This window comes from Pseudomonas silesiensis (assembly GCF_001661075.1).
In the GTDB taxonomy this organism is placed as follows: domain Bacteria; phylum Pseudomonadota; class Gammaproteobacteria; order Pseudomonadales; family Pseudomonadaceae; genus Aquipseudomonas; species Aquipseudomonas silesiensis.
Window position 1 is genome coordinate 1,407,714 of the sequence record NZ_CP014870.1, and the last position, 26,126, is coordinate 1,433,839.

Below are 26,126 nucleotides of genomic sequence, written 5' to 3' on the forward strand. Positions count from 1 at the left end.
GCGGAGGGAATCACATCCCCCTGTGAACAGTCACAGCCTGTAAATGAACACCTGATCAATGCGTGCGTCGGCTTTCCAGGGCAGAGAACAAATACATACCGGTCAACATGGCCAATACGAAAATGATGATTTGCCAACGCCCCGTAAGCAGAATAGCGACCGCTGGCCCAGGGCAGATTCCCGCAATTCCCCAACCTATGCCGAACACCAGACTGCCGCCAACCAGCCGGGCGTCCAATTCTCTTTTCACTGGTAACTGCATGCGAGCAGCCATAAAGGATCGCTTGTTCTTGCGCGCCCAATTCAGGGGGATAAACGCCACTGCGATGGCCCCTCCCATCACCAGAGTAAGTGACGGATCTCAGGCCCCGGCCACATCAAGAAAAGCCAATACCTTGGAAGGGTTTGCCATGCCTGCCAGAAGTAGACCCAGGTCAAAGATCAACCCTGTAAAAAATGCGGTCAACTTGAGCATCTTCAGCTCCCAGCACGAGACGAATGACGTACACCGTAGCAAAGCCAGCGGCCATAACCGGCAGAGAACGACCCAATATAGACGGTGGCGACAGATAGAAGTCGATCAATACCGGCCAGTCGCCTTCACGCTCAATGCTGCGTAAGTCATATGTTAACGATAATGCTGGCTTAATTCAGATACGGTGATATCGCCTGAATCAGGGCCTTCGGCAGGCTGTGAGAACATTCATTCAATTGTAAGAGCCCATTTCAGCCTCTACACTCCAGTCCATGAAACGCTATCTGCGGTTTTGCATCATCTTCATGATTAGCTTGGCGCTTCCCCTCAGCGGGATGGCGGGGGTTCAGGCACCGACAGAACCTTGCCCAATGAAGACGATGGGCATGGCGATGATGGACGACATGGGCATGGACTGCTGTAACGACATGAAAAGCCCGACAGAGCATGGCAAACCCTGCAAGCCGGGCCAGGAATGTAAGACGGGCGGCATGCTGCAAGTTTCGATCCTCAAGCCTCCTGTAACCGTATTCAGCCCCATAGTAGTGGTTTCCTTCTTCAGCGATTCCCTGCCCGTACAAACCCCATCCGGGGTATGGCGACCGCCTCGCGTTTGATTCCTGTCCAACATTGAGCCTCATTCCACATTAGCGGGATGGACTGGCTGCGCGCATTTCTTTTTGACGCGTGCAGTGGATGATCACAGGAATCGTAAACATGAACTCCAAGTGCTATTGCACAGGTTGGCCCCTCGTGGCCGGTCTGGCGGCAAGCGTACTGGCATTGCCGAGCTTCGCTGCCGCATTGACACTCGATGAAGCGTTGCGGCTGGCTGAAAACAATGCACCGTCGCTGGCCGCACAAGACGCCAAAATTCAGGCTGCCAGCAGTGCGGCTATTCCAGCGGGTGAATTACCTGACCCCAAGTTGCTGGCAGGTGTGCAGAACTACCCCATCGGCGGCTCAGATCGCTGGAGCATCAACGACGACTTCATGACCATGCAAATGGTCGGGGTCAGACAAGAGATGCCCAACAGCGACAAGCGCAAAGCACGCATTGAGGTCGCCGATGCGGCCATTGATCGAGCTGCGGCAGAGCGTGGAGTCGAGCGCCTGAAGGTACGCCAGTCCACGGCATTGGCTTGGATCAGCAGCTACTCGGTTGAGCGCAAAGATGCGCTGTTCCAGGACTTCTACAAAGAAAATCGCCTGCTGACCGATACCGTCCGCGCCCAGATTGCCGGTGGCCGCGCTCAACCCGCCGATGCGGTGACGCCCAAGCAAGAAGCAGCTCGACTGGAGGAGCAACAGGACGATCTGGTTCGCCAGCGCGTGCAGGCCCGAGCGGCCCTCAAACGCTGGATAGGCTCCGCCGCCAACGACAAGCCTGTGGGCAGTTTTCCTCAATGGCCTGTCGATCCCTCAAGCTACGCCCATAAACTGCAACACCATCCCGAGTTGGCCGCGTTTGCGCCGATGACCCGTGAAGCGCAAGCCAAGGTTCGTGAAGCCGTGTCTGAGAAGCAGTCGGACTGGAGCTGGGAACTGGACTACCAGCGCCGTGGCCGTGAGTTTGGCGACATGGTCAGCGTGCAATTTTCCTGGGATCTGCCGCTGTTTCCAGACTCTCGGCAAAATCCCAAAATCGCAGCCAAACAGGCTGAACTCAGTCAGCTTGAGGCTGAGCGCGATGCCCTGTCACGCGAGCACACTCAGCAACTGGAAAACGAACTGGCTGACTATGAGCGCCTTAATCGTGCGGTAAGCCGCAACCAGGAAAGCCTGTTGCCGCTGGCCAGGGAAAAGGTCGAACTCAGCATGGCCAGTTATCGCGCTGGTAAAGGCGATTTAAACGCCGTTGTTGCCGCCCGACGTGAACTCATTGAAGTCCGCCTCAAACAGGTCGATGTGGAAGAGCAGCGAGCACTGACCAGTGCGCGTCTGTATTTTGCTTATGGGGAGTCCAGCCAATGAACCTCAAAAAATGGAATGGGGCATTGCTGGTGGGAGTATCGATGGCATTGGGTGTTGCCGGTGGTTACTGGTTCGCTCACCTGCGCACGAGCGGAGTACCAAGTACTGCTGCTGAGCAGAGCCTAAATTCCCCGGACGAACGCAAAGCCCTGTATTGGTACGACCCCATGTACCCGCAGCAAAAGTTCGATAAACCGGGTAAGTCCCCCTTCATGGACATGCAACTGATCCCCCAGTACGCCGGCGGCGTCGGGGATCGTGCGACCGTCAGTATCGATCCGAGTCTGACCCAAAATCTCGGTCTGCGTTTTGCGACTGTCACTCGTGGAAATTTTGAGTCCAGCCTCGACGTGACAGGTGTCTTGGCGTTCAATGAACGGGATGTCGCCGTGATTCAGGCACGCACCGCAGGCTTTGTAGAACGGGTCTATGCCCATGCTCCAGGCGATGTGCTCAAAGCCAATGCGCCGTTGGCTGATATTCTGGTGCCAGAGTGGGCCGCCGCCCAGACAGAGTTCCTTGCACTCAAGCGCAACGGTGATGCCGACCTGTTGGCTGCGGCCCGCCAGCGACTGCGGCTCACTGGGATGCCGGCAACACTGATTACCCAGGTAGAGCGTGGCGGTAAGGTTCAACCTTACCTGACGCTCACCAGCCCCATCGGTGGTGTGCTGCAAGAATTGAGTGTTCGTACGGGGATGACCGTGGCGACTGGCGACACTCTGGCGCGCGTCAATGGCTTGAGCAGTGTCTGGCTAGCCGTGGCTGTTCCAGAATCGGACTCCGCAGCTATCACCGTGGGGCAGCCAGTCGAAGCGCGTCTGCCAGCTTTCCCTGGGACAATGCTCAATGGCAAGGTCAGCGCGATTTTGCCCGAGACCAATCCGGACAGTCGCACGCTTCGCGTGCGGGTGGAACTACCCAATTCGGACGGGCGCCTCAGACCGGGTTTGACGGCGCACGTACGCCTGAACAGCTCAACCGGGCAGAGTGTCTTGTGGGTGCCGAGCGAGGCGGTTATTCGTACTGGCCGACGTGCTCTGGTGATGCTCGCCGAAGACGCTGGCCGCTACCGTCCGGTTGAAGTGCAACTCGGCCAGGAAAGCGACGGCAAGACGGCGATAGTGAAAGGCCTGGAAGAAGGCCAGAAGGTGGTGACCTCTGGCCAGTTCCTGCTCGACTCGGAAGCTAGTCTCAAGGGCATCGTTGCAAGCTCGGAGAAAGAGTCGCTGCCCAGTGCGGCAGCCGCCAGTTTGCATGAGGCGGATGGGCAGATCGTTGAGATCAACGACAAAGAAGTCACGCTCGCCCATGGCCCCTTCAAGACGCTGGGCATGCCTGGCATGACGATGACGTTCCCTCTCGCCAGTCCGGCGCTGATGCAAGGCCTCAGTGCTGGTGACAAGGTTCGGGTCGCGGTGAGCCAGACCGATGATGGCTTGCGTGTCGAGCGCCTGAATAAATCGGGGAGCCAGCCATGATTGCAGCTCTCATTCGTTGGTCGGTGGCCAACCGATTCCTGGTGCTACTGGCGACACTGTTCGTCACGGCTTGGGGTATTTGGTCGGTGCAGAGCACGCCCATCGATGCGTTGCCGGATCTCTCCGATGTTCAGGTGATCATCCGCACTACTTATCCAGGACAAGCGCCGCAGATTGTCGAGAATCAGGTGACCTATCCGTTGGCCACCACCATGCTCTCAGTACCAGGGGCCAAGACCGTGCGTGGTTATTCCTTCTTTGGGGATAGCTTCGTTTACGTGCTGTTCGAAGACGGCACTGACTTGTACTGGGCCCGCTCGCGGGTGTTGGAATACCTGAGCCAAATACAAAGCCGGTTGCCGGCCAGCGCCAAACCGGCGTTGGGGCCGGATGCGACAGGGGTGGGTTGGATCTACCAGTACGCACTGGTGGATCGCAGTGGCGGTCACGATTTAGCCCAGCTTCGAGCACTTCAGGACTGGTTCCTCAAGTTCGAACTCAAGACCCTGCCCAACGTTGCAGAAGTGGCTACGGTGGGAGGCATGGTCAAGCAATACCAGGTGCAGCTTGATCCGCTCAAACTGGCCAGCCTTGGCATCACCCAGACTGAGGTGACCGACGCTATCGGCAAGGCCAATCAGGAAACGGGTGGTGCAGTGCTGGAGATGGCGGAGACCGAGTTCATTGTGCGGGCTTCCGGCTACCTGAAGACGCTCAATGACTTTCGGGCGATCCCGCTGAAGCTGGGCTCGAGCGGTGTGCCGGTGACTCTTGGTGATGTCGCCACGATCCAACTGGGGCCGGAAATGCGGCGTGGCATCACCGAACTCGACGGTGAGGGCGAGACTGTCGGCGGCGTGGTTATTTTGCGCAGCGGCAAGAATGCTCGCGAGACCATTGCTGCGGTCAAGAGCAAACTCGACGAGCTGAAAAGCAATTTGCCGGCTGGGGTTGAAATCGTCACCACCTACGACCGAAGCAAGCTGATCGACCGCGCTGTGGAAAATCTCAGCCACAAGCTTATCGAAGAGTTCATCGTTGTCGCGTTGGTTTGTGGGATCTTCCTCTGGCACTTACGCTCGTCGCTGGTGGCGATCATCTCCTTGCCGGTGGGGGTGTTGATTGCCTTCATCGTCATGCGTTACCAAGGCATCAACGCCAATATCATGTCTTTGGGCGGGATTGCCATCGCCATTGGCGCGATGGTCGATGCCGCCGTCGTGATGATTGAGAACGCCCACAAGAAGGTTGAGGCCTGGCACGCAGCCAATCCTGGGGAGGAACTGAAAGGTGAGCATCATTGGCACGTGATGACTGAAGCGGCAGCGGAGGTAGGCCCAGCACTGTTCTTCTGTTTGTTGATCATCACCCTGTCGTTCATTCCGGTTTTTACCCTGGGAGCACAGGAAGGGCGATTGTTCGGCCCACTGGCTTTCACCAAGACCTACGCCATGGCCGCAGCGGCGGGATTGTCAGTGACCTTGGTGCCAGTGCTGATGGGCTACTGGATTCGAGGACGAATCCCCAGTGAGCAACAGAACCCGTTGAACCGGTGGTTGATTCGGATCTATCAGCCAGCCCTGGACGCAGTCTTACGTCGACCAAAGATCACGCTGCTGGTGGCGCTATTGGTTTGCGTCAGTGCCCTATGGCCAATGTCGCGCTTGGGTGGAGAATTTCTTCCGCCGTTGGATGAGGGCGACCTGCTCTATATGCCTTCTGCTCTGCCGGGATTGTCGGCGCAGAAAGCGGCGCAATTGCTGCAACAGACCGACCGCCTGATCAAGACCGTTCCAGAGGTTGAGCACGTCTTTGGTAAAGCAGGCCGTGCCGAAACCGCAACCGACCCGGCACCGCTGGAGATGTTCGAAACCACCATTCAATTCAAGCCGCACGAGCAGTGGCGTCTGGGCATGACCCAGGAAAAATTGGTGGAAGAACTTGATCGCGTGGTACGAGTCCCTGGACTAACCAATATCTGGATACCGCCGATACGAAACCGAATCGATATGCTGGCGACAGGTATAAAGAGCCCAATCGGAGTGAAAGTTGCCGGCACCAACCTGACGGAGATCGATGCCGCGACTCAGGCAGTCGAGCGAGTGGCCAAGGACGTGCCCGGTGTCAGCTCAGCTCTGGCCGAGCGACTGACCGGTGGCCGCTATATCGATGTAGATATCGACCGCAAGGCCGCCGCCCGCTACGGACTGAATATCGCTGATGTGCAGTCCATTGTGGCTGGTGCTATCGGCGGTGAAAACGTCGGGGAGACCATTGAAGGGCTTGCACGCTTCCCGATAAACGTCCGTTACCCTCGTGAGTGGCGAGACTCGCTCGGCGCCTTGGAGCAGTTGCCAATCTACACCCCGCTAGGCAGCCAGATTACCCTTGGCACTGTGGCGAAGATCAAGGTCAGCGACGGGCCGCCGATGCTCAAGAGCGAGAACGCACGGCCTTCAGGCTGGGTGTACATCGATGTGCGTGGTCGGGACATTGCATCGGTGGTCGCCGATCTACGCCGGGTCGTCAATGAGCAGGTCAAGTTGCAGCCCGGTATGAGCCTTAGTTACTCAGGACAGTTCGAGTTTCTCGAAAGGGCCAACGCACGACTCAAACTGGTGGTGCCTGCCACGCTACTGATCATCTTCGTGTTGCTCTACCTGACTTTTGCCCGATTCGATGAGGCCTTGCTGATCATGGCCACATTGCCATTCGCACTGACTGGGGGGGCATGGTTTCTCTATCTTTTGGGCTTCAACCTTTCGGTCGCGACCGGGGTGGGTTTTATCGCCTTAGCCGGGGTTTCTGCCGAATTCGGCGTGATCATGTTGCTCTACCTGAAAAACGCCTGGGCCGAGCGTGAAGACCTCGGCGACAGCACTGAGCGCGGGTTGGTGGCGGCAATTCGTGAAGGCGCTGTGCAGCGCGTTCGACCCAAGGCCATGACCGTGGCCGTGATCATTGCCGGTCTGTTACCCATCCTGTTAGGCAGCGGCACCGGCAGCGAAGTCATGAGCCGCATCGCCGCGCCCATGGTCGGCGGTATGGTCACGGCACCCTTGCTTTCCCTGTTTGTCATTCCGGCAGCCTATCGCCTGATGCGTCGTCGGCACCTCTCCGTTAAAACCGTCAAACCTGAAGGAAATGTCGTATGAAACTGACCCTGATTGCAGCTGCAAGCACCGTATTCGCGCTATCAATTTCTGCCCATGCGGAGGACATGCCGGGCATGAAAATGGACGGTATGGAGGGCATGCAGATGGAGCAGAAAACAAAACAGGCTCAAGTCGCAAACACCGAGGGAACGATCAAGGCTATTGATTCTAAGAAGCATACGGTGACCATCTCCCACGGAGCTGTTCCAGCCGTGCAATGGCCGCCGATGACCATGGCTTTTTCGATAACGGAGGATCAGCTGACAGGGCTGGCGGTCGGAGACCGTGTCTCGTTTTCCTTTCGGCTAGAGGGTGGCAAAGCCGCAATCGTTTCCATTAAAAAATAAGACTGTAACGATGAGAATTGCCGGCACGCTCTATCGTGCCGGTTGTCTTCCTAAACCACCCCCGCCTCATCAACCTACTGCGAGCTTAGCCAAGCTTCCATTTTCTGTAGCCTACCTAGCTCGAAAAGCTTGGATTTTCCCCAATCCAACATCGCAAGCAACCGCTGTCTTTCGGCTTTAGAAGGAAACCACTCATCGATCTTAACATTGCAGCGCAGGGCCTCGCTCAATGTACAAATTACCCAGTGCCGACCTAATCACGTGTCGACAACGATTCAATAATGCGGCATTGCTCGATTACTCCACCCTGACAACATAGATTCAAGCGCTGCAACTCCGCTTCAAGGCCTCGCAAGTCGCGAATACGTATTCTCACCTGTTCCAATTGAGCTTCGACCTTTGCGTCTACCCCTGCGCAGGAAGCATCACGTCGATCAGCAAAACCCAGTAATTCACGAATGTCATCCAGGCTGAATCCGAGCGAACGACTACGGCGGATGAACAGCAGGCGGTCACGCTCCTCATTCGTGTAATAGCGGTAGCCCGATGGCGATCTCCCGGCAGAAGGCAACAGCCCCAGCTGTTCGTAGTACCGGATGGTTACCGCTTTGGTATCGGTGGTTTTCGCCAAGGCGCCAATCGTGTAAGTGGCCGCATTCATTTCGCTTGACCTTATAGTCGCTAGAACCTTTATTCTACTCACATCGGTCGATTAGAAAATCCGCGTGTGTATGTGCCTCATCTACAAGGAAGGGCTTTAACTTCATGCAAACCACACACCCACAAGCTCAATCCCAAGGTTGGGCATTACTGCTTTGGGCATGGCTGATTGCACTGGTTTCCACCATTGCCGTGCTGTTCGTTGGTGAAGTCATGGGACAGGAACCTTGTGTACTTTGCTGGTTTCAGCGTGCCTTCATGTTTCCCCTGGTGCTTGTACTGGGTGTCGCTTGTTGCGTGTCGGACATGGGCGCCTGGCGTTACGCATTGCCTTTGGCCGTTACGGGCTGGTTGATCGCCCTGTATCACAACCTGCTTTATTTCGGATTGATCCCCGAAAGCATCAAACCCTGTGGTGCCGGCCCGTCCTGCTCTGGCGATGACATGACCATCCTCGGTGGCGTGCCGTTGCCTTTGTTATCGCTGGGTGTATTCAGCCTCCTGATCATTCTTCTTGTTCTTATCCGCCGGAGATTCAACCAATGAGCCGACGCACACTCGTCCTCGCCATCAGTGTCCTGACAGTGATCGGCTTTGCGGTCGCTGCATTTTTTTATGAACGAGCCTCCACGGTGCCTCAAGCGACCGCGCCCGTGCAGGAAATCGGCGCGCTGGTGCGTTTCAATTCGCCAAGCTTTGGCCCTGCCAAGGCACCGGTCACGATTGTCGAGTTCTTCGACCCGTCGTGTGAGAGTTGCCGCGCCTTTTATCCCATTGTGAAAAAAATGATGTCCCAGCACCCGGCAGATGTTCGTCTGGTGCTACGTTATGTCCGGCTTCACGCCGGTTCTGAAGAGGCCATCCGCATTCTGGAAACTGCGCGCAAACAGGGCGTGTTTGTACCAGTACTTGAAGCTGTGCTTGAGGCTCAGCCGCAATGGCATGGCGACGCAAAGGCTACGGCGGCTTGGGACGCAGCGGGTCAGGCAGGCCTGGACGTGGCCAAGGCTCGCGAGGACATGATGTCTGCTGAGATCACGGCGACCATTGAACGAGACGCTGCCGATGCGAAAAAGGTAGGCGTCAGCGGAACACCGACTTTCTTCGTCAACGGTAAACCGCTCACCAACTTCGGTGCCCAGCCGCTCTATGACCTGATCTGGAGCGAGATCAACCAGTCGCGATAAACAAGATTAGCGATGCTGAAAACGGGTCAACGATCTTCATGATTCGCTTGACCCTATAGTGGCTATAAGGTGTTCACTCTTCGCCATATCCTGCCGGGAGTGCCCTCATGAAAAGCTGTTGCGGTGACAAACAAACACCTGGAACACAGGCCGTCGTCGAAGTGTTTGATCCATCCGCAAGCTCGGGTTGCTGCGCCCCTGCTGCAACGACCTGCGATTCAGGCGCGGCGAAAGCTCAGTCGGCTGACAGCTGTTGTGCCCCGAAAGCCACAAACGTGAATCCAGAACCCTCCAAGGCAGAAGGCGCGGGTTGCTGCGCGCCTGCTCCGGACGGTGGCAAATCATGCTGCGCTGCTACAGCTGCGCCGTCTATCCTGTACAACCTGGCTGAACCGAGCAAACCTGCCGCTGCGGTCGACAACGCTCTTTTTACCGAAGTGGCCAGCCCTCCATCAGACCCGAAATCTTGTTCACCAGAAGCTCATCAAACGGGTGCCAGCGACGGTGCACGCTTCAGCAGTTTCCGCATCGGACAGATGTGCTGTCCCTCCGAGCAAACCATGATCGAGGGCAAGCTCGCTCGAATGAGCGGGATACAAAAACTCGAATTCAACATGATGAACCGCACACTGGGTGTGTGGCACGAGTTGCCGGATACCTTGGGTATCGAAGCAGCAGTGCTGTCGCTCGGCATGCACGCGGAGCCATTGACGGCTAAGAGCAAGGCACCTGACGCCAATGCAGGGCAAACCGAGTCACAAGCTAAACCCGTGCCTAAAAGTAGTTGGTGGCCGTTGGTGCTGTCCGGTGTTGCTGCGGCGGGCGCGGAAGTCCTGCATTACACCCAGGCGGCGCCGGAATGGGTGGTTGCCGTCATAGCCTTGTTTGCCATCGCCCTCTGTGGGCCGACGACCTATAAGAAAGGCTGGATTTCACTCAAACATCTAAATCTGAACATCAATGCGTTGATGAGTATTGCAGTGACTGGCGCCGTGTTGATCGGGCAGTGGCCAGAAGCGGCGATGGTCATGGTGCTGTTCACCATTGCGGAAATGGTCGAGGCGAAGTCGCTGGATCGTGCACGTAACGCCATCAAGGGGCTGCTGGATCTGACTCCGGAACGCGCCACTGTCCGCCACTCCGACGGTTCCTGGCTGGAAGTCGATGTGAAGACGGTCGGGATCGGAGCGCTGGTTCGGGTGCGTCCTGGTGAGCGTATCGGCCTGGATGGTGACGTCGCTTCCGGCACGTCTACCGTCAACCAGGCCCCCATCACGGGTGAGAGCCTGCCCATCGAGAAGTCGGTTGATGATCCTGTGTATGCCGGCTCCATCAATGAATCGGGCTCCTTTGAGTACCGTGTAACCGCCGAGGCCAACAACACGACGCTGGCCCGAATCATTCACGCCGTTGAAGAAGCGCAAAGTTCGCGGGCACCCACCCAGCGATTCGTCGACAAGTTCGCCAAGGTTTACACGCCGGCAGTGTTCTTCTTCGCCTTGGCCATTGCGGTGTTACCGCCTTTGCTCATGGGTGGAGTATGGACTGACTGGATTTATCGCGCCTTGGTGCTTCTGGTTGTTGCTTGCCCCTGCGCACTGGTCATTTCCACGCCGGTATCCATCGTCAGCGGGCTGGCGGCGGCGGCTCGCAAAGGCATTTTGGTTAAGGGCGGTGTCTACCTGGAGATTGGCGCCAAGCTGAGCTTTGTCGCGCTGGATAAAACCGGAACCATCACCCACGGCAAGCCGGTTCAAACCGACTACCTGCCCCTGGCCAAGACTTCAGATGTAGCGCCTCAATTGCTCGCCGCCAGTCTGGGGGCTCGCTCGGATCACCCGGTCTCACAGGCAATCGCCAGGCATGAGGGGCTGGGAGCCACAATGCTGAAACAGGTCGAGAGCTTCGAGGCCATTCCCGGTCGTGGGGTGAAGGGCTTGATCGATGGAAAGCTTTATTACCTTGGAAACCACCGTTTGATCGCAGAGCTGGGGCTGGGTACGCCAGAGCTGGACACGTCTCTGAACCGATTGGAGCGTCAGGGAAAAACGGTCGTGGCGTTGACCAGCTCCACGCAAGCATTTGCTCTGTTTGCCGTGGCCGATACCGTAAAGGATTCAAGCCAGCTCGCGATCAAGGAACTGCACAAGTTAGGCATCAAGACCATGATGCTGACCGGTGACAACGCGCACACGGCTGAAGCCATTGCTCAGCGCGTTGGTATTGATGAGCCGCGAGGCAACTTGCTGCCTGCCGACAAGCTGGCGGCCATCGCTGAGTTGCAAAGCCGCAACCACGTGGTGGGGATGGTGGGTGATGGAATAAACGATGCGCCGGCTCTCGCCAAGTCCCAGATTGGCTTCGCCATGGCTGGGGCTGGTACGGGAACCGCCATCGAAACGGCTGACGTTGCGTTGATGGATGATGACCTGCGCAAGATCCCGGCCTTTGTTCGCCTGTCACGGCAGACCGCGCTGATCCTCAAACAAAATATCGTGTTCGCCCTCGGCATCAAGGCGATATTCCTGATGTTCACCTTGATGGGGGTCGCCACCATGTGGATGGCGGTGTTTGCAGATGTCGGCGTCAGCCTCCTGGTAGTGCTCAATGGGCTGCGCTTGCTGAAAAAATAGTCCGGAGATTCAGCATGAAAGAGTTGTTGCATCGTGCAATTCTTGAGGGCTTCGGCGAAGCTCGTATCGCGATTCGGTGTCGAGATTTTGAGAGCGCCTACTATTGGCTAGAGCGTACCCACATCCTGGCGCAGCGCCATCCGCTGCTACATGCGAAATCTCACGTCTTGATGTTGTTCGTGGGCATCAGAGCACAAGACCCCCGGGAGGTCTTTGGACAAATACCACGTGTTATTGCTGCACTGCTATTTTCTAGGTTATGGGTGCCTCGTGGGAACACCGGTCGCGCCCGAATCAACGCTTTTCAGGTGATGCCTCTCTCTCCGGAACTAGAATCTCTTCTTGACGAAGAGTGACCCGCAGACAGTTCTCTGAGTAGCCACCACATCTTTACATTCACATGGAGAGTCATATGGGCGCTGGTCATAGTCACGGTCAAGCTCGTGCAGGACACGAGAAAAAGTTGTGGATTGCTCTGGCGTTAACGACAAGCTTCATGATCGCGGAAGTCATTGGGGCTTTCGTTACCGGTAGCTTGGCGTTGTTATCCGATGCGGCTCACATGCTGACCGATTGCACTGCCCTGGCTATTTCATTGATCGCTATTCAAATCGCCAAACGCGCTGCAGATAAAAAACGGACATTCGGCTACGCACGATTTGAGATCCTCGCAGCTACTTTTAACGCGATTCTGTTGTTTATGGTGGCGGTGTACATCTTGTACGAGGCTTATCAGCGGTTTAAAACCCCGACAGAAATCCAATCGACAGGCATGCTGATCGTCGCGGTGATAGGGCTCGTTGTGAACCTTATTTCAATGCGGTTGCTCATGTCTGCCAGTACCGAAAGCCTTAACGTAAAAGGCGCGTACCTGGAAGTCTGGAGCGACATGCTGGGCTCCATTGGCGTAATAGGGGCAGCATTGATCATTCGTTTTACCGGATTGACTTGGGTTGACTCGATCGTTGCCGCAGCCATCGGCCTGTGGGTGCTTCCCAGAACCTGGGTTTTGCTCAAAGAAAGCATGAACATCCTGTTGCAAGGGGTTCCGGATGGTATCGATATCGCTGAAGTGGAGGCGAGCATCAGGGCGGTTGAAGGCATTGAGGATATCCATGATCTGCATATCTGGGCCCTGACCAGCGGCAAGAATGTCATGAGTGCTCACCTTGTCATCCAGCGTTCCTCCCGTGCCGAGCAAGATATATTGGCTGAGGTGACGCGACTGATGAGCGAGGTATTCCATATCAGCCATACGACTCTTCAATTAGAAAACTCGCAGTTTCATGCAGGGCTCGAAAAAAACGAAGGCATGCAGCACTAGAGCGGGATCTTGTGAACATCCCATGTCGGGGTGGGGTCTGCTGCGATGTCCTCAGAACCCAACGGACATAAAACCCTGACCACCGGAGCATGTCCAGCGGTGCAGGGAAGGGGCGGGTTATACAAGCTTGTTGCGGGAATTTACCCTTGAGCCTTTCTAGCCTGCTGCCAGGTGGTCTGTCCCTCGAGGTTTGGGAAGTTCAGCCTGAAAACGGTCATGCCGCCAGGCATGCTTTGAACGTCCGCCGCTCCCTGGTGGAGGCTCATGATCGATCGAACAATGGCCAAACCAAGACCGGTACCACCTTCTGCACGTGAACGACTGGTGTCGACCCGATAAAAGCGGTCGAACAAGTGCGACAGATGCTGAGGCTCGATCCCCGCACCAGGGTTGCCGACGAGTAGCGAGACTTGTTCGGCATGGTTTTCGATAACGATTGAAATGGATTGTCCGGCCGGGCAGTGACGTATCGCGTTGGACAACAGATTTGATATTGCTCGCTGAATCATCAACCTGTCGCCAATGGTCTTGCCGTTTCCAGTGACGCTCAGGCTGATCCGTTTTTCTTCCGCAGACAGTGAAAACAGATCGACGACTTTCAACGCTTCATCCTCCAATGTAATTGTCTCGAACGGGACGAGCGCGGCGGGGTGACTGACCTGAGCAAGGAAGAGCATATCCGAGACAATTCGGGTGACACGCCCCAACTCTTCGGTGCATGAACCAAGCACTGCTTTGTATTCTTCTGCTGGACGCTCCCGAGACAGGGTAACCTGGGCCTTGCCCATCAAATTGGTGATGGGGGATCGTAATTCGTGGGCTAAGTCATCGGAGAACTGCGACAGTTGCTGAATACCGCTGTCGAGTCGGTGCAGCATGAAGTTGATGCCGTGCGCCAATTCACTGAGCTCTTGAGGCATTTTGACCACAGAGAGTCGATGGCTGAGGTCTTGAGCTGAGATCATGGCGGCGACCTTCCGGAACTCTCTCAGAGGAGAAAGTCCCCGTTGCACCACGGCCCAGGCACTTATTCCGATGAGTATCAGTAAAAGCGGCAGAGCAATAATCGTCGACCGAAGATACGCATTGAGCAACGCTTCATCGTTCGCACAATCCATCGACAGCAATACGGGAACACTCACACCGTTCTTTAATCGGATGAGCTTCGATGCGGTAAGGAAGTGTCGACCCTCACCATCGGAATTGGTGGAGTATGAAATCCTGTCAACGGCAGCAGTCGCAGCTTTCAATTCAATCCGCGGATCCGACAAACCAGACCCGAATTTCAGTAAGGGTGTCCTGAGGTTTGTCAGGTCATAGATGGCCAGGTTCAGATTGTCATGCCCCATGACTTGATCCAGCAACGAGTGCGGTGTCGAGTTTACGTCAGCCGTGTCCTCGTATAGTGAGAGGCTGTGCTCAACCTGCTGCATTTTATTGTCCAGACTATTTTTCGCCAGCTTATCCAGCTCATGCGTCAGGGCGAAAAAGGCCAGGATAGCCAAAAACACCACCAACAATGCTCCCAGAATACTTACCGTCAAACCTAGTCGCATTGACAGGCTGACCGGCTTCATTCGCGTGCCTCCAATACGTAACCAACACCGCGAAGGGTGTGGATCAATTTGTTATCGAAGGGGTCGTCTATTTTGGCCCTCAACCTACGGATTGAAACCTCGACAACGTTGGTGTCACAGTCAAAATTCATGTCCCAGACCAATGAAATGATTTGGGTGCGGGAAAGCACTTCTCCAGTCTGGCGCATCAGCAGGTGCAGAAGCGCAAACTCCTTGGTCGTCAGATCTATGCGCTGATCACCACGAAAAGCACGGTGACGTCCTTGGTCGAGCTCCAGATCGGCTACCTTAAGTACCTGCGGGACAGGAATGTGCTCACTGCGCCGCATCAGGGTTCGTACCCTTGCCAGTAGCTCAGGAAACTCAAACGGTTTGACCAGATAGTCATCGGCGCCTAAATCCAGTCCGCGGATCTTGTCCGCCAGGCGCCCTCGCGCCGTCAACATCATGACTCGTGCGTTACTGCTTTGGCGCAGACGTTCAAGAACACCCCAGCCGTCAAGTTCCGGAAGATTAACGTCAAGTATCACCAAGTCATAGGCATGTTGACGCGCCAGATGAAGCCCATCTGCACCCGTTGCCGCACGATCAACAACATAGCCACTTTCGGTCAGTCCTTGATGCAAATACTCGGCAGTTTTAGGCTCGTCCTCAATTACAAGGATTCGCATGATATATCACCATTTTATATAATTAAAAATCAATTAACTAATTCAGAAAAGTTAGTATTTTTTTAGGGTTTCTGACCGAAATATTAAAACTATAAAGCTCTTCATTTATTCGTAGCCTCAACGTCCATCCGCTGCGTATTGGGCATCACCTTAAAGCCTATAGCTGCTACAGGGTCAAGCCAAAGCACCGCTCTTGAGCCATCAAAGCAGTGTCTTGCGACAACGTGTCGCACAAAGCGCTCTTGAATTTATTCATGAATGGCTATGTTCACGGCTATCGGTTTTCGACAAGTGCTGTTCGGCAGATATTGGAGTGGATTTGTTGCGTCATATTGCCAACCTTGCGAATCTGTTTTTTACTCCCCCTATGCTAGTGCAAAAAATACAGCGGGATCGTTGGATAACGTATTTGTAATTTTTCAGTCACCTTGCTGATAAGTGAAAAACTCTACATTTATGCGTAGAGAATATTAGCGTTAAAGGAATTTGGAAATTGCGTTGGCATAAAAAGTTAACTGCACTCTTGAACATAAAAAAGGCCTTACTGGTAGTAGGCTTAAGTTGTATGTTCTCATCGGCAGGCACCAGTTTTGCCGCAGTTTCGTCTTCACAGACGCTGACCATAGATCAAGCACTAGAAACGGCCTTTGCGAACAATCCCGACCTGGCGGCAGCACAGTGGGAAATTGGTATCACTCAAGGAGATCGACAACAAGCGGGCTTGATTCCTAATCCCGAACTGTCGTGGGAGGCTGAAGATACTCGCCGAAATTCACGGACTACGACGGTGATGATCAACCAGCCGATTGAGCTGGGTGGCAAGCGTGGGGCTAGGATAGACGTTGCCAGCCGAGCCCAGGACGCGGCGGGGATTGAATTGGAGCGCAAACGCAATGTTCTGCGTGCTGATGTCATCCAGGCGTTTTACAGCTCATCGACGGCCCGGCAGAGGTTGCTCTTGGCACGTCAATCCCTTGAGCTCGCCGAGCGAGGTTTGCGTGTCGCTCAAGGGCGTATCGAAAGTGGTAAGTCATCTCCCGTGGAAGGTACTCGAGCACAGGTTCAACTATCGGAAGTGCGTCTCGAGTTGAGACGGGCTGAGCGGGACGAGGCTAATGCCTATCAGCAACTCGCTCAGGTCATGGGGGCACCCTTGCCCGCATTCACGTCTGTGGGTGATTCAGGCAGGTCGATGCCAAAGGTGCCGGAACCTTCACTGCTGCTTAATCGCATAGGTGAAACCGCGGAGTTACGGTTGGCAAAGCTGCAAATCGAGCAGCGTGAAGCCTCGCTTGGCCTGGAGAAAGCTCAGCGCATTCCTGACCTCACCGTAAGTGTGGGTAGCCAATACGATGAACGGGAACGCGAGAGGGTGAATGTCGTGGGGTTGTCGATGCCCATCCCGCTGTTCAACCGTAACCAGGGCAATGTATTGGCAGCCGCCCGCCGAACTGATCAGGCCCGCGACCTTCGCAATGCCAGCGAGTTGCGCCTGCGCACAGAAATCCAGACCACTCTGGATCAGTGGATGACCGCGAACACTGAAGTCACGTCGTTCAATCAAACCATCCTGCCTGCTGCGCAAAGTGCCGTCGATACCGCTACCCGAGGTTTCGAAATGGGCAAATTCAACTTCCTGGACGTGCTCGATGCCCAGCGCACCTTAATCAGCGCACGCAGCCAATACATCCAGGCCATTGCAGAGGCTACCGACGCCTGGGTGCGCATCGAGCGAATTTTCGGTGATGTCGACCAGCTCACTCGTACCCCGTGAATTTCACGTAACACTTTTTTTCCGCTACTCAGCATCGCAGTGCCACGGTAATCCGTGACTGCCAACTGAGCTGCGCAGGGAGTCTCCATGGATAAAAAACAAATCCTTGTCACCGCACTGACCCTGACGGTGGGCATAGGCATCGGTTCGCTCTGGATGGGTAGCACGTCGACACCGTCCACTGATGCTCAGGCGCAAGAAGAACAGGGCCACGACGACCACGACGATCACGGCAACGAGGGTGCCGCAAAAGAGTCAGCTGAAGGCGAGCATGCAGAAGGCGAAGCGGAAGAAGGTCACCTGACACTGAGCGACGAGCAGATCAGCTCGTCCGGCATTCAGTTGGCCGAAGCTAAGGCACAGAGCATCAGCCTCTCATTGCCTTTTCCTGGAGAAATCCGTTTCGATGAAGACCGCACTGCGCATGTGGTGCCCCGAGTGCCCGGTGTCGTCGAGTCGGTACATGTCAACCTTGGCCAACCGGTGAAAAAAGGTCAGCTGCTAGCCGTGATTGCCAGCCAACAAATTTCTGATCAGCGCAGTGAGCAAGCCGCGGCGCAACGTCGTCTGGAGTTGGCGCGTACCACCTACGAGCGTGAGCGCCAGTTATGGCAGGACAAAATCTCTGCCGAACAGGATTTCCTTCAAGCCCGCCAGGCTCTGCAAGAAGCCGAAATCGCCCTGAGCAATGCCCGACAAAAAATCAGCGTACTCAGTGGCAGCTCGCTGACCAGCGGCGGCAACCGGTATGAGCTGCGTGCGCCGTTCGACGGCGTCGTGGTCGAGAAACACTTGGGCCTCGGTGAGGTTGTCAGCGAAACCACCAATGCCTTCACTCTCTCGGACTTGTCGCGGGTGTGGGTAACTTTCGGAGTTTCCCCTAAGGATTTGAACAAAGTGCTAGTGGGTAAGGCAGTCACGGTCAGTGCCACGGAGTTGAACGCCGAAGTCACCGGAACCGTGGCCTATGTCGGGAGTTTGTTGGGCGAACAGACCCGTACCGCCACGGTTCGCGTGACCTTGGCGAACCCTCAAGGCGCATGGCGTCCCGGGCTGTTCGTAACTGTGCTGGTTGATACCGATACCCGGATGACGAAAGTCGCAGTGCCGGAAGCAGCGATCCAGACGGTCGAGGATAAGCCAACGGTTTTCGTTCGAACTGATGACGGGTTTAAGGCGCAACCGGTGGAGATAGGCAGTCGTGCGGCGGGTCTGGTCGAGATTACAAAGGGCCTGGAGCCCGGTGTTCAAGTCGCTGCTACAGGCAGCTTCATTTTGAAATCAGAACTGGGTAAAGCCTCAGCTGAACACGCCCACTGATTTGCCACTTCCACGAGAAGGTTCTCATGTTCGAACGCCTGATCCAATTTGCCATCGAGCAGCGCATCATCGTGCTGCTCGCGGTTCTCCTCATGGCCGGTCTCGGCATAGCCAGCTATCAGAAACTACCAATCGACGCCGTACCCGACATCACCAACGTCCAGGTGCAAATCAACACGGGTGCCGCAGGTTTCTCGCCACTCGAGACCGAGCAGCGCATCACTTTCCCTATCGAAACCGCGATGGCTGGCCTGCCGGCTCTTGAGCAGACGCGTTCGCTCTCGCGCTCGGGCTTGTCGCAAGTCACGGTGATCTTCAAGGAAGGCACCGACCTTTTCTTCGCCCGGCAATTGGTCAATGAGCGATTGCAGGTGGCCAAGGAGCAACTGCCGGAGGGAGTGGAAGCCGTCATGGGGCCGATCTCTACCGGCTTGGGTGAGATTTTTCTGTGGACGGTCGAGGCCGAAGAAGGCGCTGTCAAGGAGGACGGAAGCTCCTATACGCCGACCGACCTGAGGGTGATCCAGGATTGGATTATCAAACCTCAGCTGCGCAACGTTCCCGGGGTCGCCGAAATCAACACCATTGGCGGGTTCGCCAAGGAGTACCAGATTGCGCCCGATCCGAAACGTTTGGCGGCCTACAAGCTGACTCTGACTGACCTCGTGACAGCGCTGGAACGCAACAACGCCAACGTCGGCGCCGGCTATATTGAGCGCAGTGGCGAACAACTACTGATTCGCGCCCCCGGCCAGGTGGCGACCACCGACGACATCGCCAATATCGTGATGGCCAACGTCGATGGCACTCCTATCCGCATAAAGAACGTGGCCACCGTGGATATCGGCCGTGAAATGCGCACTGGCGCGGCTACCGAAAACGGCCGTGAAGTCGTACTAGGCACAGTGTTCATGCTGATCGGTGAGAACAGCCGTACTGTGTCTCAGGCTGTTGCCATCAAGCTGGAGCAAATCAATCGTTCACTGCCCAAAGGAGTGGTGGCGGTCACCGTCTATGACCGTACCAATCTGGTGGACAAGGCGATTGCCACGGTCAAAAAGAACTTGATCGAAGGTGCGATCCTGGTGATCGCGATTCTGTTCCTGTTCCTGGGCAACATTCGCGCAGCACTGATCACTGCCATGGTCATTCCTCTGGCCATGCTCTTCACATTCACCGGCATGTTCACCAACAAAGTCAGCGCCAACTTGATGAGCCTTGGGGCTTTGGACTTCGGCATCATCGTCGACGGTGCGGTGGTGATTGTTGAGAACGCCATCAGGCGTTTGGCTCATGCGCAGCAACACCACGGGCGCATCCTCACCCGCTCCGAACGCTTTCACGAAGTGTTCGCGGCGGCCAAGGAAGCACGCCGACCACTAATTTTCGGCCAGTTGATCATCATGGTCGTGTACCTGCCGATTTTTGCCCTCACCGGCGTCGAAGGGAAAATGTTCCACCCCATGGCGTTTACCGTCGTGATCGCCTTGCTCGGCGCCATGCTGCTGTCCGTTACCTTTGTTCCTGCGGCAATTGCCATGTTCGTGACGGGCAAGGTCAAGGAAGAAGAGAACGTGATCATGCGTGGGGCGCGTCGGGTGTATGCACCCGCGCTGGATTGGGTCATGAGCCATCGATCGCTGGCATTCGCCATGGCACTCGGCGTCATCGCTGCGTGTGGTGTGGTCGCCAGTAGAATGGGCAGTGAGTTTGTGCCGAGTCTCAGTGAAGGCGATTTTGCCCTGCAAGCCTTGCGAGTACCCGGTACCAGCCTAACGCAATCAGTGGAAATGCAGCAGCGCCTGGAAAAACTTGTGCTGGAAAAAGTGCCTGAAGTCGAGCGGATGTTTGCTCGTACCGGTACCGCAGAGATCGCCTCCGATCCAATGCCACCGAACATCTCTGATAGTTATGTGATGCTCAAGCCGAAGGATCAATGGCCTGATCCGGATAAATCCCGGGAAGCGTTGATAGCCGAGATCCAGAAAGCTGCGGCCGCTATGCCCGGTAGCAACTATGAGCTTTCGCAGCCTATTCAACTACGGTTTAACGAGTTGATTTCAGGCGTGCGCAGTGATGTGGCGGTCAAGGTCTTTGGTGATGACATGGCGGTGCTTAACAGCACGGCTGCGAAAATTGCCGCGTCCATGCAGAAGGTCGATGGCGCCTCCGAGGTCAAAGTCGAGCAGACGACGGGGCTGCCGGTGCTGACCATCAACATCGACCGTGACAAAGTCGCACGTTACGGTCTGAATGTTGGCGACGTACAAGACACCATTGCGGTGGCGGTCGGTGGCCGCCAGGCCGGTACGATGTATGAAGGAGACCGCCGCTTCGACATGGTGGTGCGTTTATCCGACGCCATGCGCAAGGACGTCGAGGGATTGTCCACGCTGCTGATTCCGGTGCCGGCACTGCTTAACGGAAATGCCGATCAGATTGGTTTCATTGCCCTTTCAGAAGTGGCGACCCTTGATCTGGTGCTTGGGCCGAACCAAGTCAGTCGTGAGAACGGAAAGCGTCTGGTGATCGTCAGCGCCAACGTGCGTGGACGAGATATCGGCTCGTTTGTACAGGAAGCCAGCAGCGCCATTGATCAAGAGGTGCAGATACCGGCCGGTTATTGGATCAACTGGGGTGGGCAGTTCGAGCAACTCCAATCAGCGGCCAAACGCCTGCAGATCGTAGTCCCGGTGGCCCTGCTCCTAGTATTCGCCCTACTGTTCATGATGTTTAACAATCTAAAGGACGGCCTGTTGGTGTTCACCGGGATTCCATTCGCGTTGACGGGTGGAGTCATGGCTTTGTGGCTACGTGATATTCCGCTGTCGATTTCGGCGGGTGTTGGTTTCATTGCGTTGTCGGGAGTGGCGGTGTTGAACGGTCTGGTGATGATCGCTTTCATCCGCAATCTGCGAGAGGAGGGGCATTCGTTGAGCTCTGCGATCAATGAGGGGGCCCTCACACGTCTACGCCCAGTGTTGATGACAGCACTGGTGGCCTCTCTTGGCTTTATTCCTATGGCTTTGGCCACCGGAACCGGGGCTGAAGTCCAACGACCACTGGCTACGGTGGTGATCGGCGGCATCCTGTCTTCAACTGCGTTGACCTTGTTGATACTGCCTGCGTTATATCACTGGGCGCACCGTCGAGACGAGGATGAAGCAGACGAAGACAAAACAGCAACAGTATAGTCCCCTTTAAAAAGCCCGCTAATGTGTTCCAGTAGCGGGCTTTATTTGCCAGCAATAATTACGAATATGTAATCTTAGTGCCACCGTGATGATAGGTTCGGGTTGATACCCTAATAGGATATAAATATATGAGGTGTAACAATGAAAATTACTCAGATTTACGCTCTTGTAGGAGCTTTGGTACTCTCTTCCGCTGCCTTGGCTGAAGGTGGCGGAGATCGGACGTTTGCTAAAGCGATGCAAGCGAACGACCTGGCCATGGAGAAATATGCAGCCAGAGAAGGGAAGAATGCCCCGGTGGTGTCAAGTGATGCTAAAGATGAGGCGAATAAAGAAATATAGGAGTGCTACATGTAAAGAACCCGTCCTGGTTTCCGGTGGCGGGTTTTTTATTGATGGTTTTATTGCACATCCGTAACCCTAATGCCGCGCCGCTGCAATGTTCGAGTTGATATTCTTGTAATGATGATTATATGAGGTACAAGATATGAAGTTTATGAACATCATCGCTTTCGCTGGAGCTGTGGCGATCTCCTCAAATGTACTGGCTGAAGGTGGCGGTGACAAGGCTTTCGAAAAAATGATGGCTGCTAATGCTAAAGCCATGGAACAGTATGCGATTAGTCAGGGAAAGAGTGTCCCTGTTGCGAAGCAATACGAGTACGGAATGAAGGTGGATGTTGTAAAGGTAATTAGTGTGGTGCGACCAGCGAAAGTCTGCGCAGTGGTGCCCGCCGCAATGACGTATGAAGATTCAGAGGGGCAGCTAAATACAATTAGATATACCGTGGCCGGGGATTGTCGGAAACGAGGCGGCTAGAAGCTGCACTCCTGTCAGACGAATTCATAACGCTCGACTTACCCGCAACATTTAGAGGTGTCGGGCGTTTTTATGTGCTCTGTTTTTGATGGGCAATAAAAAAGACGTCCCGAGGGACGTCTTAAAAATTCACCTTTTTCCAAAGGAGCTTCTAAAGGTGAGCTTGGAGCTTTAACTGAACAGCAATGAGTTTCAGATTTTCACAGGCTAGCTACTAATCTTTAGGAATCCAACCAGATGCGCTAGTTGGACTCCTATCAACTCCCGTTAATTATAGAAAATTCAATCTAACGGGGAGATGATTGGAAGATGACAATTTTGTAACTTTTCGGAAAGAAACGGGATGATCGAAAGACGAATCATCCCGTTCGGTATCACAGAATAGCTAATGGATACTCGACAATCACTCGAACTTCATCCAAATCCGACTCAAAGGCGGTTGCACGGGTGTTCGCCTGTCGCAAGCGGAAGGACATATCTTTCAAGGAGCCTGTCTGAACGACGTACTTTACTTCGATGTCGCGCTCCCATCGTTTCTGATCGGTCAACGGGTTTCCATCCGCATCGCGCCGCATGTATGTGGCGTTAGCGTTGGAGTAGTCGGCGTCGGTGCCACGACCGTATCGAGTCATAAACGTCAAGCCAGGAACACCATAGGAGCTCATGTCGAGATCGTAACGAACCATCCAGGAACGTTCTTTCGGCGAGTTGAAGTCGCTGTACTGGATTGAGTTGTCAAGAAAGATAGAGTCAGACTGACGCAGATAGTCAAAGTCGTCGTTACCATTATTTCGCTGATGAGAAAGTGCAACCGAGTGCGCTCCATACTTCACGCCAACTTTGCCACTCCAGATATTGTTGTCGAACTCACCAAGCAGTTTTTTTCCTTCATCCACAGCTTTGTAGTAGTTCACGCCGCCGAATAGAGAAAGCTCATCCGTCAGTGCGTAATTCAACCCCGTGCCAGCATAGTATTGATTCCAGGCGTCTTTAAGTCGGCTGGAGTAAAGACTGATGATGACGTTTTTGTTCAGGTTGTAGTCGCCGCCAAAGTAGGCGACCCAAGGGGAGTTTACTGGCCCCGCATAGAATGTCGCGAAGTTGTCACGCATATTGCTGGATACTGGTTGACTCATGGCGTGCAATCGACCGCCCTGAACTGTCAGGCCTTCAATACTGGTGTTCGTTGCCGTCACACCGGTGAAACTTTCTGGTAGAAGTCTCGAGTCGCCGGCAGCAACAACTGGGTTGGATGGGAATACGTCACCGACTTTTACTACGGTGTCAAATGCGCGAATTTTTGCTGCGCCACCAACTTTGGTATATTCGTCACTTGCCTTTCCTTCACTATTGACAGGAAGTACATCGAACGAACTACGACCACCATTTCGACCGTCACCTGTATCAAGCTTCAGTCCAATCATCGCGAAAGCATCGACCCCCACGCCAACAGTACCTTGAGTAAAGCCGGACTCAAACTTACTGATAATCGCATGCGACCAGGCTTCGGAATAACCATTGCCTGTAGGGCTTGATTGTCCATTGCGATAATCACGGTTGAAGTAGAAATTTCGATTAAGCACGGTGAGGCTGCTGTCTTCGATAAAACCCCCGGTTTTCTCCTCTGCAAACACTATAGAAGGGCCGGAACTGACAACCAATGCCAAAGCGGCCATCGAGAATTTTGTATTGTTAACCATCAATCACTCCTTAGGTTCGGCAGAACTAGAAAGCTCTTCGGCTGGAATTATTGTTTACGGGAAGCAGTTTGTGCTCCCGTATCATCGCCGAGTCGTATCGTTGCAATCTGGAGATAACGGGGACATGATCAGATGATTACAATTTCGTAATGTTCAACCGCTTTTAATTGACTTGCGTAGCATGCACCCAGCCGATAGGTGGATGCCGTAGTGTCTTGTCTCGCAAATAAGTTGCCTTTTGAAGACCGCCTGCTGTCAGGCAAGGCGTCGCGTCGAGTCATAGCAGGGCTATGGCGAGGAGTCGCAACGCAGCATGGCGGCGACAGGCAGTCGTCTAAAGGAAACAGTTTATTTGCGAACAGGACACTGGTGCTGATAGCGCATCAGCGGCCAGGCAGCAACAAGACCTCGGCCTATGAACAAAAAAATTAGAAACCAGGAGGAGCAAAACATGTACAAATCCAATTTCGCGCTTGTCGTGGCCTCCGGGGTACTGGCCCAGCAAGCCGGCGCTGCCGGCTTTATTGAAGACAGTAAAGCCGTGCTCAGTTCCCGAACCATGTATTTTAACGCCGACAACCGTGAAGGCGGTGCTGACCAGCGCGAGTCAGCCCAGGGCTTTAAGCTCGATTACGTATCCGGCTTCACGCCAGGTACCATCGGTATCGGTTTCGACGCTCAAGCGTTGTGGGGTATTCACCTCGATGGCGGAAAGGGTCACCACCCGGACAGCAACACCTTCTTCCCAAGTGACACCGATGGTTCGGCGGTAGATGAGTGGAACCGTATCGGCGGCAACGTCAAGGCACGCATCTCCAACACTGAAGGTCACCTGGGCAGTGCCCTCGCACCAAACCTGCCGATCCTGGTCGCGAACGACGGCCGCCTGCTGCCGCAAACCTTTGATGGTGGCATTGTCACCTCCAAGGAAATCGACAACCTGACCATCACTGTCGGCCAGATGGAACACGCCTATGGTCGTGCTTCGAGCAACCGCACCGGCCTTGCCGTTTCCGGTGGTACCCAGGACAGCAACCAGTTTCGTTTTGGCGGTGTAGACTGGAAGGTCACCAAAGACCTGACCCTTCAGTACTACTATTCGAACCTGGAAAACTACTACACGCAAAATTTCCTGGGCCTGGTTCACGTCTTCCCTATCGGCACTGACCAATCGTTCAAGACCGACCTGCGCTACTTCGACAGCCGCTCCGATGGCAAGAACGGCCAAGCCGGTTATGCCTTCGACAACAATGGTGGTTTTTCCACGAACACTGGCGAGGTTGCCAACAAGACCTGGAGCGCCATGTTCACCTACACCCTGGGTGGTCATGCGTTCTTGCTGGGCCACCAGCAAGTCGGCGACGATGGAGGTTTTGTCTGGCTTAACCAGGGTAGCGTACGCGACATCAACAACCGTCCTGAAGGCGCTGGTGGTTCCAGCTTCTACCTTTTCACCGATAGCATGATTAACCAGTTCGCCCGCGCCGGTGAGAACACCACCTTCGGCCAGTACTCCTATGACTTCGCCCGCCTCGGCGTGCCAGGCTTGAAAGCGTCGATCTCCTATCTGAGCGGCGACGACATCAAGAACAAGAGTGGCAACGGCGATTACTCTGAGTGGGAACGCGACATGCGTGTCGACTACTTATTCCAAACAGGTGTGCTCAAAGGCTTCGGGGCCACTGTGCGTCACGGTACCTACCGTGGCAGCGGCGAAAGCATTGCCGACCAAGACCAGACTCGCCTAATTTTCAACTACACGTATAGTTTTCTTTAATCACGCTGAAAAAGGCTCGATTGATAGGGCCTTTTTATTGTGAGTTGGTTTTTATCC

General features: G+C 54.9%; 20 protein-coding genes and 1 pseudogene. 16 read left to right on the plus strand and 5 right to left on the minus strand.

Annotation, left to right across the window (positions count from 1 at the left end; translation table 11 throughout):
- Nucleotides 1-55: 55 nt before the first annotated feature.
- Nucleotides 56-475 (minus strand): annotated as a pseudogene (locus PMA3_RS06400) (DUF6691 family protein).
- 272 nt (nt 476-747) lie between these two features.
- Here PMA3_RS06400 and PMA3_RS06405 point away from each other — a divergent pair.
- From PMA3_RS06405 to PMA3_RS06425, 5 genes are all read left to right on the plus strand, one after another.
- Nucleotides 748-1,092, plus strand: a complete 345-nt coding sequence (locus PMA3_RS06405) for a hypothetical protein (protein WP_064676371.1) — start codon at nt 748-750, stop codon at nt 1,090-1,092.
- 100 nt (nt 1,093-1,192) lie between these two features.
- Nucleotides 1,193-2,449: a TolC family protein gene (locus PMA3_RS06410; RefSeq protein WP_064676372.1), complete on the plus strand. Its 1,257-nt coding sequence runs from the start codon at nt 1,193-1,195 to the stop codon at nt 2,447-2,449.
- Nucleotides 2,446-3,930, plus strand: coding sequence for an efflux RND transporter periplasmic adaptor subunit (locus tag PMA3_RS06415; RefSeq protein ID WP_064676373.1), 1,485 nt, complete (start codon nt 2,446-2,448; stop codon nt 3,928-3,930). Before PMA3_RS06410 ends, PMA3_RS06415 begins: the two co-directional genes overlap by 4 nt.
- Entirely contained in the window at nt 3,927-7,085 is a 3,159-nt protein-coding gene (locus tag PMA3_RS06420; protein WP_064676374.1) for an efflux RND transporter permease subunit, read from the plus strand. Before PMA3_RS06415 ends, PMA3_RS06420 begins: the two co-directional genes overlap by 4 nt.
- Complete coding sequence (locus tag PMA3_RS06425; RefSeq protein WP_064676375.1) at nt 7,082-7,432, plus strand: copper-binding protein; 351 nt, start codon at nt 7,082-7,084, stop codon at nt 7,430-7,432. The genes PMA3_RS06420 and PMA3_RS06425 overlap by 4 nt, the downstream gene beginning before the upstream one ends.
- 253 nt (nt 7,433-7,685) lie before the next feature.
- Here the strand turns inward: PMA3_RS06425 and PMA3_RS06430 are convergent, their stop codons facing one another.
- Nucleotides 7,686-8,093 (minus strand): MerR family transcriptional regulator, encoded by a 408-nt coding sequence (locus PMA3_RS06430; RefSeq protein ID WP_064676376.1) that lies wholly within the window; start codon nt 8,091-8,093, stop codon nt 7,686-7,688.
- Nucleotides 8,094-8,197: 104 nt separating this feature from the next.
- On the opposite strand from PMA3_RS06430, the gene PMA3_RS06435 reads away from it, so the two are divergent.
- The 5 genes from PMA3_RS06435 (at nt 8,198) to PMA3_RS06455 (ending at nt 13,236) form a co-directional block, all read left to right on the plus strand.
- Entirely contained in the window at nt 8,198-8,638 is a 441-nt protein-coding gene (locus PMA3_RS06435; protein ID WP_064676377.1) for a disulfide bond formation protein B, read from the plus strand.
- On the plus strand, nt 8,635-9,279 hold the full coding sequence (locus tag PMA3_RS06440) for a DsbA family protein (protein WP_064676378.1): 645 nt from the start codon (nt 8,635-8,637) through the stop codon (nt 9,277-9,279). Before PMA3_RS06435 ends, PMA3_RS06440 begins: the two co-directional genes overlap by 4 nt.
- A 536-nt stretch (nt 9,280-9,815) precedes the next feature.
- Nucleotides 9,816-11,912 carry a heavy metal translocating P-type ATPase gene (locus PMA3_RS06445; protein ID WP_064676379.1) on the plus strand — a complete coding sequence of 699 codons (2,097 nt, stop codon included), beginning with the start codon at nt 9,816-9,818 and terminating at the stop codon, nt 11,910-11,912.
- Nucleotides 11,913-11,926: 14 nt separating this feature from the next.
- Nucleotides 11,927-12,268, plus strand: coding sequence for a DUF3703 domain-containing protein (locus tag PMA3_RS06450; RefSeq protein ID WP_064676380.1), 342 nt, complete (start codon nt 11,927-11,929; stop codon nt 12,266-12,268).
- Between the two features lie 56 nt (nt 12,269-12,324).
- Nucleotides 12,325-13,236 carry a cation diffusion facilitator family transporter gene (locus PMA3_RS06455; RefSeq protein WP_064676381.1) on the plus strand — a complete coding sequence of 304 codons (912 nt, stop codon included), beginning with the start codon at nt 12,325-12,327 and terminating at the stop codon, nt 13,234-13,236.
- Between the two features lie 140 nt (nt 13,237-13,376).
- On the opposite strand, the gene PMA3_RS06460 is transcribed toward PMA3_RS06455, so the two are convergent.
- Nucleotides 13,377-14,813, minus strand: a complete 1,437-nt coding sequence (locus PMA3_RS06460) for a heavy metal sensor histidine kinase (RefSeq protein ID WP_064676382.1) — start codon at nt 14,811-14,813, stop codon at nt 13,377-13,379.
- The gene (locus PMA3_RS06465) at nt 14,810-15,484 is read right to left on the minus strand and encodes a heavy metal response regulator transcription factor (RefSeq protein WP_064676383.1); all 675 of its coding nucleotides are present in this window, start codon (nt 15,482-15,484) and stop codon (nt 14,810-14,812) included. The genes PMA3_RS06460 and PMA3_RS06465 overlap by 4 nt, the downstream gene beginning before the upstream one ends.
- Nucleotides 15,485-16,049: 565 nt before the next feature.
- Between PMA3_RS06465 and PMA3_RS06470 the strand changes: the two genes are divergently transcribed.
- From PMA3_RS06470 to PMA3_RS06490, 5 genes are all read left to right on the plus strand, one after another.
- Nucleotides 16,050-17,258: a TolC family protein gene (locus tag PMA3_RS06470; RefSeq protein ID WP_237140724.1), complete on the plus strand. Its 1,209-nt coding sequence runs from the start codon at nt 16,050-16,052 to the stop codon at nt 17,256-17,258.
- A gap of 87 nt (nt 17,259-17,345) precedes the next feature.
- Complete coding sequence (locus PMA3_RS06475; RefSeq protein ID WP_064676384.1) at nt 17,346-18,578, plus strand: efflux RND transporter periplasmic adaptor subunit; 1,233 nt, start codon at nt 17,346-17,348, stop codon at nt 18,576-18,578.
- Between the two features lie 26 nt (nt 18,579-18,604).
- On the plus strand, nt 18,605-21,772 hold the full coding sequence (locus tag PMA3_RS06480; protein WP_064676385.1) for a CusA/CzcA family heavy metal efflux RND transporter: 3,168 nt from the start codon (nt 18,605-18,607) through the stop codon (nt 21,770-21,772).
- A 141-nt stretch (nt 21,773-21,913) separates the two neighbouring features.
- A complete protein-coding gene (locus PMA3_RS06485) occupies nt 21,914-22,114 on the plus strand; it encodes a co-regulatory protein PtrA N-terminal domain-containing protein (protein ID WP_064676386.1) in 201 nt (66 codons plus the stop codon).
- Between the two features lie 145 nt (nt 22,115-22,259).
- Nucleotides 22,260-22,592: a DUF2790 domain-containing protein gene (locus tag PMA3_RS06490; RefSeq protein WP_064676387.1), complete on the plus strand. Its 333-nt coding sequence runs from the start codon at nt 22,260-22,262 to the stop codon at nt 22,590-22,592.
- Between the two features lie 374 nt (nt 22,593-22,966).
- On the opposite strand, the gene PMA3_RS06495 is transcribed toward PMA3_RS06490, so the two are convergent.
- The gene (locus PMA3_RS06495) at nt 22,967-24,292 is read right to left on the minus strand and encodes an OprD family porin (protein ID WP_064676388.1); all 1,326 of its coding nucleotides are present in this window, start codon (nt 24,290-24,292) and stop codon (nt 22,967-22,969) included.
- A gap of 451 nt (nt 24,293-24,743) precedes the next feature.
- Here PMA3_RS06495 and PMA3_RS06500 point away from each other — a divergent pair, with 451 nt between their 5' ends.
- Nucleotides 24,744-26,069 carry an OprD family outer membrane porin gene (locus PMA3_RS06500; RefSeq protein WP_064676389.1) on the plus strand — a complete coding sequence of 442 codons (1,326 nt, stop codon included), beginning with the start codon at nt 24,744-24,746 and terminating at the stop codon, nt 26,067-26,069.
- Nucleotides 26,070-26,126: the final 57 nt, after the last annotated feature.

What these genes read in the sequence shown, in the direction of transcription:
- PMA3_RS06410 (WP_064676372.1), top strand. Translation starts at nt 1,193, where the DNA reads ATGAACTCCAAGTGCTATTGCACAGGTTGGCCCCTCGTGGCCGGTCTG.
- PMA3_RS06495 (WP_064676388.1), bottom strand. Translation starts at nt 24,292, where the DNA reads ATGGTTAACAATACAAAATTCTCGATGGCCGCTTTGGCATTGGTTGTC.
- PMA3_RS06475 (WP_064676384.1), top strand. Translation starts at nt 17,346, where the DNA reads ATGGATAAAAAACAAATCCTTGTCACCGCACTGACCCTGACGGTGGGC.
- PMA3_RS06415 (WP_064676373.1), top strand. Translation starts at nt 2,446, where the DNA reads ATGAACCTCAAAAAATGGAATGGGGCATTGCTGGTGGGAGTATCGATG.
- PMA3_RS06430 (WP_064676376.1), bottom strand. Translation starts at nt 8,093, where the DNA reads ATGAATGCGGCCACTTACACGATTGGCGCCTTGGCGAAAACCACCGAT.
- PMA3_RS06450 (WP_064676380.1), top strand. Translation starts at nt 11,927, where the DNA reads ATGAAAGAGTTGTTGCATCGTGCAATTCTTGAGGGCTTCGGCGAAGCT.
- PMA3_RS06445 (WP_064676379.1), top strand. Translation starts at nt 9,816, where the DNA reads ATGTGCTGTCCCTCCGAGCAAACCATGATCGAGGGCAAGCTCGCTCGA.
- PMA3_RS06470 (WP_237140724.1), top strand. Translation starts at nt 16,050, where the DNA reads ATGTTCTCATCGGCAGGCACCAGTTTTGCCGCAGTTTCGTCTTCACAG.
- PMA3_RS06440 (WP_064676378.1), top strand. Translation starts at nt 8,635, where the DNA reads ATGAGCCGACGCACACTCGTCCTCGCCATCAGTGTCCTGACAGTGATC.
- PMA3_RS06500 (WP_064676389.1), top strand. Translation starts at nt 24,744, where the DNA reads ATGTACAAATCCAATTTCGCGCTTGTCGTGGCCTCCGGGGTACTGGCC.
- PMA3_RS06480 (WP_064676385.1), top strand. Translation starts at nt 18,605, where the DNA reads ATGTTCGAACGCCTGATCCAATTTGCCATCGAGCAGCGCATCATCGTG.
- PMA3_RS06435 (WP_064676377.1), top strand. Translation starts at nt 8,198, where the DNA reads ATGCAAACCACACACCCACAAGCTCAATCCCAAGGTTGGGCATTACTG.
- PMA3_RS06485 (WP_064676386.1), top strand. Translation starts at nt 21,914, where the DNA reads ATGAAAATTACTCAGATTTACGCTCTTGTAGGAGCTTTGGTACTCTCT.
- PMA3_RS06425 (WP_064676375.1), top strand. Translation starts at nt 7,082, where the DNA reads ATGAAACTGACCCTGATTGCAGCTGCAAGCACCGTATTCGCGCTATCA.
- PMA3_RS06465 (WP_064676383.1), bottom strand. Translation starts at nt 15,484, where the DNA reads ATGCGAATCCTTGTAATTGAGGACGAGCCTAAAACTGCCGAGTATTTG.
- PMA3_RS06490 (WP_064676387.1), top strand. Translation starts at nt 22,260, where the DNA reads ATGAAGTTTATGAACATCATCGCTTTCGCTGGAGCTGTGGCGATCTCC.
- PMA3_RS06455 (WP_064676381.1), top strand. Translation starts at nt 12,325, where the DNA reads ATGGGCGCTGGTCATAGTCACGGTCAAGCTCGTGCAGGACACGAGAAA.
- PMA3_RS06420 (WP_064676374.1), top strand. Translation starts at nt 3,927, where the DNA reads ATGATTGCAGCTCTCATTCGTTGGTCGGTGGCCAACCGATTCCTGGTG.
- PMA3_RS06405 (WP_064676371.1), top strand. Translation starts at nt 748, where the DNA reads ATGAAACGCTATCTGCGGTTTTGCATCATCTTCATGATTAGCTTGGCG.
- PMA3_RS06460 (WP_064676382.1), bottom strand. Translation starts at nt 14,813, where the DNA reads ATGAAGCCGGTCAGCCTGTCAATGCGACTAGGTTTGACGGTAAGTATT.